The sequence below is a fragment of the Streptomyces sp. MK37H genome (assembly GCF_018035285.1).
GTDB lineage: Bacteria > Actinomycetota > Actinomycetes > Streptomycetales > Streptomycetaceae > Streptomyces > Streptomyces endocoffeicus.
Window position 1 is genome coordinate 1 of record NZ_JAAAYH010000304.1, and the last position, 11,173, is coordinate 11,173.

Annotated in this window: 13 protein-coding genes and 1 pseudogene; 6 read left to right on the top strand and 8 right to left on the bottom strand. The window is 72.1% G+C overall.

Annotated features, from left to right (window positions below):
- A pseudogene (locus GWI24_RS46400) lies at positions 1–391 on the bottom strand (ATP-binding cassette domain-containing protein); the annotation flags it as partial.
- A 131-nt stretch (positions 392–522) separates the two neighbouring features.
- On the opposite strand from GWI24_RS46400, the gene GWI24_RS31510 reads away from it, so the two are divergent.
- The 3 genes from GWI24_RS31510 (at position 523) to GWI24_RS31520 (ending at position 2,785) form a co-directional block, all read left to right on the top strand.
- Positions 523–1,344, top strand: coding sequence for a maleylpyruvate isomerase family mycothiol-dependent enzyme (locus tag GWI24_RS31510; protein WP_210949393.1), 822 nt, complete (start codon positions 523–525; stop codon positions 1,342–1,344).
- A gap of 86 nt (positions 1,345–1,430) precedes the next feature.
- A complete protein-coding gene (locus tag GWI24_RS31515) occupies positions 1,431–1,937 on the top strand; it encodes a DinB family protein (RefSeq protein ID WP_210949394.1) in 507 nt (168 codons plus the stop codon).
- Between the two features lie 86 nt (positions 1,938–2,023).
- Positions 2,024–2,785: a metalloregulator ArsR/SmtB family transcription factor gene (locus tag GWI24_RS31520; RefSeq protein ID WP_210949415.1), complete on the top strand. Its 762-nt coding sequence runs from the start codon at positions 2,024–2,026 to the stop codon at positions 2,783–2,785.
- Between the two features lie 37 nt (positions 2,786–2,822).
- On the opposite strand, the gene GWI24_RS31525 is transcribed toward GWI24_RS31520, so the two are convergent.
- Complete coding sequence (locus GWI24_RS31525; protein ID WP_210949396.1) at positions 2,823–3,491, bottom strand: pentapeptide repeat-containing protein; 669 nt, start codon at positions 3,489–3,491, stop codon at positions 2,823–2,825.
- 247 nt (positions 3,492–3,738) lie between these two features.
- On the opposite strand from GWI24_RS31525, the gene GWI24_RS31530 reads away from it, so the two are divergent.
- Positions 3,739–3,981: a hypothetical protein gene (locus tag GWI24_RS31530; RefSeq protein WP_210949398.1), complete on the top strand. Its 243-nt coding sequence runs from the start codon at positions 3,739–3,741 to the stop codon at positions 3,979–3,981.
- Between the two features lie 210 nt (positions 3,982–4,191).
- Positions 4,192–4,491: a hypothetical protein gene (locus tag GWI24_RS31535; protein ID WP_247617132.1), complete on the top strand. Its 300-nt coding sequence runs from the start codon at positions 4,192–4,194 to the stop codon at positions 4,489–4,491.
- Positions 4,492–4,571: 80 nt separating this feature from the next.
- On the opposite strand, the gene GWI24_RS31540 is transcribed toward GWI24_RS31535, so the two are convergent.
- The 6 genes from GWI24_RS31540 to GWI24_RS31565 all read right to left on the bottom strand — a co-directional run bounded on the left by GWI24_RS31540 (position 4,572) and on the right by GWI24_RS31565 (position 9,929).
- Entirely contained in the window at positions 4,572–5,747 is a 1,176-nt protein-coding gene (locus GWI24_RS31540) for a damage-control phosphatase ARMT1 family protein (RefSeq protein ID WP_210949400.1), read from the bottom strand.
- A gap of 39 nt (positions 5,748–5,786) precedes the next feature.
- The gene (locus GWI24_RS31545) at positions 5,787–6,629 is read right to left on the bottom strand and encodes a pentapeptide repeat-containing protein (RefSeq protein WP_308344151.1); all 843 of its coding nucleotides are present in this window, start codon (positions 6,627–6,629) and stop codon (positions 5,787–5,789) included.
- A gap of 77 nt (positions 6,630–6,706) precedes the next feature.
- The gene (locus GWI24_RS31550; protein WP_210949404.1) at positions 6,707–6,946 is read right to left on the bottom strand and encodes a hypothetical protein; all 240 of its coding nucleotides are present in this window, start codon (positions 6,944–6,946) and stop codon (positions 6,707–6,709) included.
- Between the two features lie 34 nt (positions 6,947–6,980).
- Positions 6,981–8,123, bottom strand: a complete 1,143-nt coding sequence (locus tag GWI24_RS31555; protein WP_210949406.1) for an inorganic phosphate transporter — start codon at positions 8,121–8,123, stop codon at positions 6,981–6,983.
- A 202-nt stretch (positions 8,124–8,325) separates the two neighbouring features.
- The gene (locus GWI24_RS31560; protein ID WP_210949408.1) at positions 8,326–9,516 is read right to left on the bottom strand and encodes a flavin-dependent oxidoreductase; all 1,191 of its coding nucleotides are present in this window, start codon (positions 9,514–9,516) and stop codon (positions 8,326–8,328) included.
- Positions 9,516–9,929, bottom strand: a complete 414-nt coding sequence (locus tag GWI24_RS31565) for a nuclear transport factor 2 family protein (protein WP_210949410.1) — start codon at positions 9,927–9,929, stop codon at positions 9,516–9,518. The genes GWI24_RS31560 and GWI24_RS31565 overlap by 1 nt, the downstream gene beginning before the upstream one ends.
- Positions 9,930–10,017: 88 nt before the next feature.
- On the opposite strand from GWI24_RS31565, the gene GWI24_RS31570 reads away from it, so the two are divergent.
- Positions 10,018–10,926 (top strand): LysR family transcriptional regulator, encoded by a 909-nt coding sequence (locus GWI24_RS31570; RefSeq protein WP_210949412.1) that lies wholly within the window; start codon positions 10,018–10,020, stop codon positions 10,924–10,926.
- Positions 10,927–11,173 lie beyond the last annotated feature (247 nt).

Consider the following 11,173-nt stretch of genomic DNA (forward strand, 5'->3'; position numbering starts at 1 on the left):
ACGCTCTCGTCGATGTCATGGGTGACCAGCAGAATCGTCATCCCCTCGGCCCGGTGCAACCGCAGCAGCAGATCCTCCAGGTCCTCCCGGGTCTGGGCGTCCAGCGCGCCGAACGGCTCGTCCATCAGCAGCAGTGCGGGCCGGGCGGCCAGGGCGCGGGCGAGCGCGACGCGCTGCTGCATGCCGCCCGACAGCTGCCAGGGGTGACGGCGGGCGGCGTCGGCCGGGCCCACCTGCTCGGCATGGCCACCGCCGCCGCATGGCGTTCCGCGCGGGGCAGTCCGCGTCGCCGCAGCGGAAGGGCGACGTTCTCCCGCACCGAGAGCCAGGGGAAGAGCGAGCGGCTGTAGTCCTGGAAGACCACTCCGAGCCGGTCCGGGACGCCGTCCACCACCTAACAGCGGCGGTGCGCCGGGCCGTGCTGCTTCGCCGGGGGCCGATTCGGTCTGCTGACAGCGAAGGCGTACCAAGTGGCCGGGCGGTGTATGGCAGCGGCGGTCGGCGCCTGGCAGAGTGCGGCCCATGGACTATTCAGCCCATTTCCACCGTGAGATCGTGGCGTTCGAGCAGGCGGCCCGTGGCGCCGCCGACGGGGCGGACGCGCCGCTGATCCCCTCCTGCCCCGACTGGACGATGTCTGATCTGGTGCTGCACCTGGGCGGGGTGCATCGCCTGGTCGCCCGTGTCATCCGGGAGCGGCTCGACCGGCAGCCGGACATCACGGACGCCACGCTCTTCGAGCTTCCCGAGGACCGCGAGGGCTGGCCGGCGCCCACGGGCGGGCCGCACCACGGCCCGGTGCCGGTGAGTCTCGTCGACTGGTTCGCCGAGGGGGCCGCGCGGCTGGAGGCGCTGTTCCGGAGCGAGGATCCGGGGCTGGCGGTGTGGACGTGGTCGGCGGAGCGGACCGCGGGGTTCTGGCTGCGCATGCAGACCATCGAGGCGGCCCTGCACCGCTGGGACGCCGAGCAGGCGGTCGGCGGGCGGCCCCAGCCCATGGAGCCCGACCTCGCCGCGGACGCCGTGGCCCAGACCTTCGGGGTGATGGCCCCGGCCCGGCGGGCGTGGCGGGAGGCCCCGCCCGGGGCGGGCGAGCTGTTCCGGTTCCGCCGGACCGACGGTCCGGACCTGTGGACGGTCCGTTTCGACGGCGACGGCGTACGGCTCACCACGGGCGCCGCGGACGAGGACACCGACGGGGCGTCCCGCGATGTCGAGCTGGCCGGGACCGCGTCGGACCTGATGCTGTTCCTGTGGCAGCGGCTCCCCGCGGACCGGCTCGACAAGGTGACCGGCGACCAGGCGGTGCTCGACCGCTACTTCACCCTCGTCCCGCCCGTGTGAACCGCGTCCGGCGAGTCGGCACCCCGCGGCCGGGGCCGCGGGGTGCGACCATGGCCGGGAGCTGACCACGAGCGAGGGAGCCGCGAATGAACAGCGCCGATCTGCTGGCCGACGCCTTCGAGCGGGTGCGCGAGGAGGTGCGGTCGGCCGTGGACGGGCTCTCGGAGGACGAGTTGGCCGTACGGCTCGACAGCGGGGCCAATTCGATCGCCTGGCTGGTGTGGCATCTGACCCGGGTCCAGGACGACCACATCGCCGACGCCGCGGGCACCGAGCAGCTGTGGACGTCCGAGGGCTGGGCCGAGCGGTTCGGACTGCCGTTCCCGCCCGAGGCCACCGGCTACGGCCACCGGAGCAAGGACGTGGCGGCGGTGCGGGCGGACGCCGAGCTGCTCACCGGGTACTACGAAGCCGTCCACGAGAACACCCTGGCGTTCGTGCGCGGCCTGCGCGACTCCGATCTCGACCGGATCGTGGACGAGCGGTGGACCCCGGCGGTGACCCTCGGCGTCCGGCTGGTCAGCGTGGTCGCGGACGATCTGCAGCACGCCGGGCAGGCGGCGTTCATCCGCGGCGCGGTCCGCAGGCGATAGCGCGAAATCACCGGGACCGGGGCCGTCGCTTCGCTCGCATTGACATGCAGGCAATCACCTGCATAACGTTCGGTGTGAGCTCAGAGATGGACAAGGTCTTCAAGGCGCTGGCCGACCAGACCCGGCGGTATCTGCTGGACCGGCTGCATGAGCACAACGGCCAGACGCTGGGCGAGCTGTGCCGGCGGCTGGAGATGACCCGCCAGTCGGCGACCCAGCATCTGGCCGTCCTCGAGGCCGCCAATCTGGTCAGCACGGTGCGGCGGGGCCGCGAAAAACTCCACTACCTCAACCCCGTCCCCCTCAACGAGATCCAGGAACGCTGGATCGACAAGTTCGAGCGCCCGCGGCTGCGCGCGCTGAGCATGGTGAAGCGACAAGCGGAGGAAGCGATGGCCGACAAGCCGGCGTTCGTGTACGTCACCTATATCGAGAGCACACCGGAGAAGGTCTGGCACGCGCTGACCGACGCCGACGTCACGGCCGAGTACTGGGGCCACAGCAATGTGTCGGACTGGCGGGTCGGCTCCCCGTGGGAGCATCAGCGGACGGACGGCTCCGGCACCGCCGATGTCGTCGGCACGGTCGTGGAGAGCTCACCGCCCACCCGGCTGGTGACCACCTGGGCCGCGCCCGACGCCGATGCCACCGCCGAGCCCTCCCGGGTCACCTTCGACATCCAGCCGCACGGCGACATCGTCCGGCTGACCGTGACCCATGAGAACCTGGCCGACGAGGCCGAGCGGACCGCGGCGGCCGGTGGCTGGGCCGCGGTGCTGTCCAATCTGAAGTCGCTGATCGAGACGGGCAGCCCGCTGCCGCAGCAGCCCTGGCTGATCCCTCAGTGAACCTCGGCCGCCGTGGGACGCGGGGGCTCACCGTGCCTCACCGTGCGGCCCCACCGTCCCGTACGGCGATCCCCAAGGCGTCGGCGAGCATCGGCGCGAGCTCCATCAACTGCCCGCTGCCGATGGTGGCGCCGCCCAGCGCGTCATAACCGTCGGCGATCTCCAGCCGGGTGGCACCTCGCAGATCGACCTTCGCCATCCGCGCCTTGCCGAACCGCACACCCTCCAGCGCCGCCCCCGGGAACGCCACCTCCGTCAGCCCCGCGCCACCGAGGTCCACATCGCGCAGCAGACAGTCCACGAAGGTGACGTTCCGCAGCGTGGCGGTGCGGAGATTGACCGATTCCAGCTTGCACCGGTGGAAGGTCACCCGGTGCAGCCGCGCGGAGAACATCTCAAGACCGGCCAGCACACAGCCGCCCAGCTCACCGTCCAGCCAGTCGGTGTCCGCCAGGTCGGTGCCCACCCATCGCACCCCGTCCAGCCACACCTCATTGAACCGGGCCCCACGGCCACGGCCCCCGGTGAAGGTCACCGAGGAGAACGCGGACTCGAGGAACCGGGCGTGGTCGCACACGGCCCCGTCGAAAGCGTCGCCGTCCAGATGAACCGTGTCGTAGTCGCCTCCTTCCGCCAAGCCCCCGTCGAACGGGCGCAGATGGTCCGCGAAGGGCAGATCGGCGAGTTCACGGGGGGACGGCACCATGCGGGGGTTCACTTTCCTGGGGATGGACGGCGTACGAGGCCGATACTGCCATCCGCGACCGACAACCCCTGTGGGACCGCTCGGAGGGGACATGCTGAGGACCGCACCCCGCCTCAACTGACACCGGAGGGCGATTACGTGCGCCGGATGGCCCATTCTCCGGCGTGCTGAGCGCATTTTCCCGGGGTTTCCTCCGTTAAATCGGGTCGTCAGATTATTTGCTCTGCGACCCGACACGGAGGAATACATGCAGATCGCGAAGAAGGCCGCCCTGGTGGCCGCGACCGCCGGCACCCTGGTGCTCCTCGGCACCGGCACCGCGGCCGCCGACGGTAACGGCTCCGCTCCCACCAGTTTGGACGCCACCACCTTCATCTTCCAGAGCAACGACTGTGACACCGCCACCGGTCCCATCTGGTCCTGGGGCGGGTTGGCTCCGAGCGGCGACATCAAGGTCGGCGCCACCTGCGTCAACAACATCGGCAAGTAACCTCCAGCGGAACCCGGCGGCGACGGTCGCCCTACCAACGCGCTCCCCTCACCGCTCCGGCGGTGAGGGGAGCGCGCCTTTTCGACCCCACCATTCGAGGCGGCCGGAGGAAGAGTGTGCGCCGGACGGGTCACCCTCCAGCGCGCTTACCCGACTTCTCCGGTCTTTCCTTCGTTAAATCTTCATGTCAGTTATTTCGTACTGCGCCTCATGACGGAGGAATTCATGCAGATCGCGAAGAAGGCGGCCCTGCTGGCCGCGACCGCCGGCACCCTGGTGCTCCTCGGAACCGGCACCGCCGCGGCCAACGGTTACGGCGGCGGTCAAAGCGGTTACGGCGGAGGCTCCGAGAGAAGTGCCGGAGCTCCCACCAGCTTCGACATCGACACCTTCATCTTCCAGAGCAACGACTGTGACACCGCCACCGGCTCCATCTGGTCCTGGGGCGGCGCGGCTCCGAGCGGTGACATCAACGTCGGCGCCACCTGCCTCAACAACATCGGCGGGTAACCTCCGGCCGAACCCCGGCGGCCACGGTCGCCGAACCAGCGCGCTCCCCTCACCCTTCGGCGGTGGGGGGAGCGCGCGACTCACCGCCGTACCTGGACCAGCGCATGGGCACCGCTGGCGCGCCAGTGGTCCTCGTGCGCGTCCAGCGCGGCCACGGTCCGCTCGTCGAGCCCGACGATGACATCCGACTTCAGGGTGCGCAGCGCGGCCACCGGGCCGGGGAAGTACCCGGTGCGGTCGGCGAAGGAGGTGGTCGGGGGCCACAGCCGGTCGCCGACCAGGCGGCGGTAGTTCAGATCGCCCTTCATGATGGTGAGCGTGGCCCCGGCGAACTCGCTCCGCAGATCGCCGGGCATCTCCTCGTACGGCAGCGGGGCGCGGAAGAAGTCGTGCGCCCGCACCGTGAGCCGCCCGTCGCCCATGGCGGCCCACAACCGTCCGCCGGTCCCGGCCGCGGCGCCCTCCGCCCGCACCAGACGGCGCAGACAGTCGACGACATCCTCGGTGGTGGCGTCGGAGACGTAGTACGGATACGGCTTCACCTGGAGCACCACCCGCTCGGCGCGCCCGTGGTGGAGCACATGGTCGATGAGGACGAGGTCGGGGAGCAGCTCCCGCCCGGCGTTGTCCGCCACCACGCACAGCGTGGCCGGGGCGCCGACGGGCAGCAGCGACCACAGCGCCTCCGAGTCGTCCGCGACCAGTGGCGGGGTGTCGGCGCCGTGCGCGTCCGCGGCCGATTGGGAGATGCGGAAGCCCAGGTCCGCGCGGTTGCCCCAGAGTGAGCCGTGCACCAGCGCGTCCGCCTGCTCCCCGGCGGGCTTGCGCAGGATGTCGTCGAGCGTGGCCAGTTCGGCCCCGGCCTCGGGGGTGTCCAGCTCGGCCTGTTTGAAGGGGCGGAACGGGTCGACGCCCCGCCAGGGGCCGTCCGCGAAGTAGCCCACGGCCTCCAGGAGCCGACGGTAGAAGTAGCTCTCCGCCCACAGGAACGGCACATCGAACCAGGACCGGCCGAAGTGCTCCCGGCCCCACACCGCCCACCGGTCGTGGTCGTACGCGGTGGGCGGGAGCGGGGCGATGGTGCCCTCGGCGGCGTTGTCCCGCAGCGCGTCGAGGGCGCGGTGCTGCCCGGGGCCGTACGGGAAGGCGTCGCGCACCTTCTCGATCAGTGCGGGATGGCGCTCGGCCAGCACACTCCGGGCGAACGATCCGGGCTCATCGCTGCGGATCACGGGCGCGTCGACGGTGTCGGACATGGCAGCCAGGGTCGCATACCGCGCGCCGGCGCGGCGGGGTCACCAGTGCGCGGGGCGGGTGAGGGGCGGGGGCAGCCGGGTGGCGGCGTCGCCCTTGGCCGCGTTCAGCTGGGCCTGGGTGAGGAAGACGGCTCCCCGCAGGTCGGCCGCGCTCAGGTCGGCGTCGCGGAAGTCGGCTCCGATCAGATCGGCCGCCGTCAGATCGGCCCGGGTGAGGTTCGCCGCGATGAGACAGGCGCCGCGGAGGTTGGCGCCCCGCAGATCGGCTCCCCTCAGGTCGGCGCCGATGAGGTCGGCTCCCCTGCGGTTCTTCTTCTTGCCCGGGATCCGGGCCCGTACCAGCTCGCTCGTCCGCAGCAGCAGCTGATTGACCCGGTCGCGTTGGGCCGCCACATCGAGCTCCCTCAGCTCGGAGGCGCTGCCGAGGGTGAGGCGCTCGGTCTCCCGCAGCGCCTCGCGCAGGGCGCCGTGGACGGGCCGGGCGGCCGGCAGGGCCAGCGCCTCGGTGAGGTACCAGAGCAGCTCGTGCAGATGGCGCATGACGGGGAAGACGGCGAACATCTCGGAGGCCGTCCCGGGGTGCCGCCGCCAGTCCCGGCCCTCGTAGGTGAGCTGGGAGACCTTCTGCCCGGCGCCGAAGCAGTCGTAGACCGTGCAGCCCGGGAAGCCCTCCTCGCGCAGCCGGGAGTGGATACCGCAGCGGAAGTCGGCCCGGAGGTTGCGGCAGGGCTCCCCCGCGTCCTTGCTGATCGCGAAGTCCGTGGAGGCCGCGAAGGGCAGGGCGGCACAGCACAGCCCGAAGCAGCTGGCGCAGTCGGCCCGCAGGGCGGGGCGGTCCGCGGCGGCCGGGCCGGCGGAGGGGGTATCGGTCGTATCTGACACCGTGCGTGTTCTCCCGCGTGGATTAGAGCACCGCGGTGCGGGCGGCGCTCGATGACGTTCCATTGTCGCAAGCGCGCTCAGCCGGGAACGATCAGGTCGATTCCATAGGCGGCGATCGCCAGACACGCGGCGAAACACACCACCGCCGCGGCCGCCGCCACGGTGTCGAGACGACCGCGGCGTGCCCCGTGGCGCGGTGTGCCGCCACCGGCGCGGGCCCAGGCGGCGACGCCGAGCGAGAACATCACGACCACCAGGACGGTGACCCCGAGGCTGACCCCGAAGACCCCGCCGATCGTGCCCCAGGTGGTGCCCATACGGATCAGCTCCTCGACGAGGGTCGTGGCCGGGTCAGACGGTCGTGTCCAGGGTGTGCTCGGCGGGCTCGGGGACGCGCGGCTCGTTGACGTTGTCCGGGTTCACCGGGCGCCGGCGCGAGAGCACGTAGAAGCCCACCGCCGCCGCGACGGCGACGCACGCCACCAGGGCCACCCCCGCGTCGCCCTGGCCCGCCACCCAGGCCGCGACGCCTCCCACGGCCGCCGCCGCGGGCAGGGTCAGCAGCCAGGACACCGCGATCCGTCCGGCGATCCCCCAGCGCACATGGGCCAGCCTGCGGCCGAGCCCGGCGCCCAGGATGCCGCCCGTGCACACCTGGGTGGTGGACAGCGGGAAGCCCAGGTGCGAGGAGGCCAGGATCACCGCGGTGGCGCTGGTCTCGGCGGCGAAACCCTGAGGGGGCTGGATGTCGGTCAGCCCCTTGCCCATGGTCCGGATGATCCGCCACCCGCCGACATAGGTGCCGAGTGAGATCGCCAGACCGGCGCTGAGCACCACCCACCACGGTGGCCCGGAGCCGTGGGCGAGCGCACCACCGGCGATGAGGGTGAGGGTGATGACCCCCATCGTCTTCTGCGCGTCGTTGGTGCCGTGGGCGAGTGCCACCAGGGACGCGGATCCCACCTGGCCCGCGCGGAAACCCTTCCGCGCCACGGGGGTGGCCGCCCGGTGGGTGATCACATACGCGAGGTAGGTCGCCAGCATGGCCACCACACAGGCCACCACCGGTGACGCGACCGCCGGAATCACGATCTTCTCGACGATCGCGGTGAAGCGCACCGCGGATTCCCCGGCGCCCACCCATACCGCGCCGATCAGTCCGCCGAACAGGGCGTGCGAGGAGCTCGACGGCAGCCCGGCGAGCCAGGTGATCATGTTCCACAGGATCGCCCCGATCAGCCCCGCGAAAATCATGACCGGGGAGACCTTGGCGTCGTTGACGATGCCGTTGGAGATCGTCTTGGCCACTTCCGTGGAGAGGAAGGCCCCGGCCAGATTGAGCACCGCGGCGACGAGGACGGCGAGCCGGGGCGACAACGCCCCCGTGGCGATGGACGTGGCCATCGAATTGGCCGTGTCGTGGAAGCCGTTGGTGAAGTCGAAGGCCAGTGCCGTGAGGATGACGGCCACCAGAAGGAAGGAGACGGAGTCCATTCCCGACCTCCCGCACCAGGAGTGGTCCGGCACATCGATCGCGTCGGACCGTCTCGTGAAGACCGCTGCCTGCTGTCCACGCTAAGCGCGGTATCAGACGGGCGCCAACGCTGGCGCCCGGCTCAACGGCCGGGCCGGGTCGGCGGCGTGGAATACGGCCCCGCCCGGCTCCGGTGCCGTACTGCCCCGCCGGTCGGACGGCTCACCGGCGGCTCAGGGAGGGGCGGGCGTTGAGCGTGCGCACATCGCCTCCCGTGATGTCCCGGTAGGTGTCGGTGACGCGGGCGAGCTCCTCGGGGGTCCGGGCGCCGGCCCGGTTCATGGCCCGGTTCGCCCGTACGACGGCCGCCGTCGCCTCGCGGCGCTCGGTCTCGTAGCGGGCCAGCGCGGTGGGCACATCGTCCGCCCGCGCGAGTTCGCGGGCGAGGACGCGGGCGTCCACGACGGCCTGGGACGCGCCGTTGGCCCCCACCGGATACATCGGATGTGCGGCGTCGCCGAGCAGGGTCACCCGGCCACTCCCCCACCACGGCAGCGGCTCACGGTCGACCATCGGGTATTCGAGGATCTCGTCGCCGCCGGTCAGCAGACCAGGCACATCGAGCCAGCCCAGCCGCCAGTCCTCGAAGTACGGCAGCACATCGGCGAGCCGCCCCGCCCGGTTCCAGGCCGCGTCCCCGGTGAGCGGCCCGGGCTCGGACATCCGCACCTGGCAGACCCAATTGACCCGGCCGCCGCCGATCGGATACGCGACCAGTTCGGCGTCCCCGTCGTGCACGATCACCATCGAGCGCCCGGTCAGAAACGGCTCGGCCGGTGTCGTGCCCCGCCACATCCGGATGCCCGACCAGAGCAGGGGACCGTCCTGCGGGTGCAGCGCGGCGCGGACCGCGGAGTGCAGCCCGTCGGCGCCGATCAGCGCTCGCGCGGCCGTCTCCTCGACCGTCCCCGTCGCCCGGTCGAGGACGCGTACGCACACACTGTCCCGCTGCCCTGAGTCGTCGAGTCCCACCACCCGCGCCCCGGTGCGGACCGCGTCCGCACCCAGGCGCTCGCGGACCGCCGCGAGGAGCAGCCGCTGGAGCTCCCCGCGGTGGACCGAGTACTGCGGCCAGCGGTAGCCCTGGGCCAGGCCACGCGGCTCGGTGAAGATCCGCGTACCGAACCGGTCGCAGTACACGTTCTCGGCGGTGGCCACGCCGATGGCGGCGAGCTCGTCGCCGAGGCCGAGTTCGATGAGCTCCCGCACGGCGTGCGGCAGCAGGTTGATCCCGACGCCGAGTGGCTGGATCTCGCGGGCGCTCTCGACGACCACCGTCTCGACCCCGGCCGCGTGGAGGCTCAGGGCGGTGGCCAGCCCGCCGATCCCGCCCCCGGCGATGAGCACACGCATCACTCGGCTCCGGCCTCGGGACGGATCTCGGGACGGATCTCGGAGCGGTCCTCGGAGCGGATCTCGGGGCGGTCGATGATGCGCAGCCAGGTGCCGTCCGGCTGGCGGCGGGCCACCTGCACCCGGCCGCCGGTGTTGTCGGCGGGGCGGGTCGAGGTGAGGGCCAGATCGCCGTAGCGGACGGTCGGCAGCGCCTCCTCCACCCGGAACGGGCGCGGGGCGTGCGCCAGCATCCGCTCGCAGACGGCGCGGATCGCCTCGCGGCCGACGGTCGTGGCACCCGGCGGGTAGGCGAGCACCGCGTCGGGCTCGTAGAGCTCGGCCAGCCCCTCGGCGTCCCCGGCGTAGGCACGCTCCACGAACAGCCGGGCCAGATCCTCGGGGGTGGCGGCGCGGGCACGGGTCTCGGTCATGGTCGACTCCTTTCGTCCGCCTCCACCCTCCGGCGGGCACGGCCAGAAGTCCAAGAGATGGTTGGTCTGGTTGCTAGAATCATTGCTTATGGAGCTGCGGCAGCTTGAGTACTTCGTGGCGGTGGCCGAGGAGCGGAACTTCACCCGGGCCGCGGAGAAGGTGCATGTGGCCCAGCCGGGGGTCAGCGCACAGATCCGCCGGCTGGAGCGCGAGCTGGGCGAGCAGCTGCTGGACCGCTCGGGCCGCTCGGTGCGGCTGACCGAGGCGGGTGCGGCGGTGCTCCCGTACGCGCGGGCCGCGCTCGCGGCGGTGGAGGGCGCCCGGCTCGCGGTGGACGAGCTGACCGGACTGCTGCGCGGGCATGTCGCGGTGGGGACGGTCACCTCGCACAGCGTGGATCTGCCGGGGCTGCTGGCGGAGTTCCACGACGCCCACCCGGCGGTGGAGATCACCCTCACCGAGGCCACGTCGGACGAGCTGCTGGAAGGTCTGCGCACGGGACGGCTCGACGCGGCGATCGTCAGCGTGGGCGCCTCGGCCCCGGCCGGGGTCGAGCTGGAGGTGATCACGGATCAGCCGATCGTGGCCGCGGTCAGCCCCGACCATGAGCTCGCCGTGCACTCGGCCATCTCGCTCGACACCCTGCGGGGCCGTGCGCTGATCAGCCTGCCGCGCGGCACGGGGCTGCGCACCCGGATCGACGAGGCGTGCGCGGCCGCCGGTTTCACCCCGCACATCGCCTTCGAGGCCAGCGATCCGGAGGTGCTGGCGCAGCTCGCCGAGCGGGGGCTGGGCGCGGCGATCCTTCCCGGTGCGTTCGCCGAGGCGCGGTCGGACCGGCTGCGGTCGGTCCGCATCGACCGGCCGGCCCTGCGGGGGCGGCTGGCCTTCGCCTGGCGGGCGGACGGCCCGAGCGGCCCGGCCGGCCGGGCCCTGGTCCAGCGCGCCCGTACCGCCCTGGCGGCCGTCTCAGCCCCTGAGCGCGCCGCCGGGTGAGCACGCGTCTTCCGTGCCCACACCCGGCACTCCCCATTGACAGCTCACCAGGACGGATTCCACAATTGCGCTCATGATCAGGCATCGGTTCGACGCGACGGGACATCTACGCGCCCCGGACCGGACCGGGTGTGAGCGCTCGGGCCTCTAATCGGGACTCTCCGCATCCCGCGGCCACCGCCCCCGCGCCCCCGAAACCACGCCGGTCATTCCTCTCGCGATCGCCGGTCAGCCCCTGACGATCCGG

Coding starts and splice junctions, on each gene's coding strand:
- GWI24_RS31525 (WP_210949396.1), bottom strand. CDS start 3,491: ATGGTGCCGTCCCCCCGTGAACTCGCCGATCTGCCCTTCGCGGACCAT.
- GWI24_RS31510 (WP_210949393.1), top strand. CDS start 523: ATGGACTATTCAGCCCATTTCCACCGTGAGATCGTGGCGTTCGAGCAG.
- GWI24_RS31560 (WP_210949408.1), bottom strand. CDS start 9,516: ATGCGTGTGCTCATCGCCGGGGGCGGGATCGGCGGGCTGGCCACCGCC.
- GWI24_RS31555 (WP_210949406.1), bottom strand. CDS start 8,123: ATGGACTCCGTCTCCTTCCTTCTGGTGGCCGTCATCCTCACGGCACTG.
- GWI24_RS31565 (WP_210949410.1), bottom strand. CDS start 9,929: ATGACCGAGACCCGTGCCCGCGCCGCCACCCCCGAGGATCTGGCCCGG.
- GWI24_RS31515 (WP_210949394.1), top strand. CDS start 1,431: ATGAACAGCGCCGATCTGCTGGCCGACGCCTTCGAGCGGGTGCGCGAG.
- GWI24_RS31550 (WP_210949404.1), bottom strand. CDS start 6,946: ATGGGCACCACCTGGGGCACGATCGGCGGGGTCTTCGGGGTCAGCCTC.
- GWI24_RS31520 (WP_210949415.1), top strand. CDS start 2,024: ATGGACAAGGTCTTCAAGGCGCTGGCCGACCAGACCCGGCGGTATCTG.
- GWI24_RS31530 (WP_210949398.1), top strand. CDS start 3,739: ATGCAGATCGCGAAGAAGGCCGCCCTGGTGGCCGCGACCGCCGGCACC.
- GWI24_RS31535 (WP_247617132.1), top strand. CDS start 4,192: ATGACGGAGGAATTCATGCAGATCGCGAAGAAGGCGGCCCTGCTGGCC.
- GWI24_RS31570 (WP_210949412.1), top strand. CDS start 10,018: ATGGAGCTGCGGCAGCTTGAGTACTTCGTGGCGGTGGCCGAGGAGCGG.
- GWI24_RS31540 (WP_210949400.1), bottom strand. CDS start 5,747: ATGTCCGACACCGTCGACGCGCCCGTGATCCGCAGCGATGAGCCCGGA.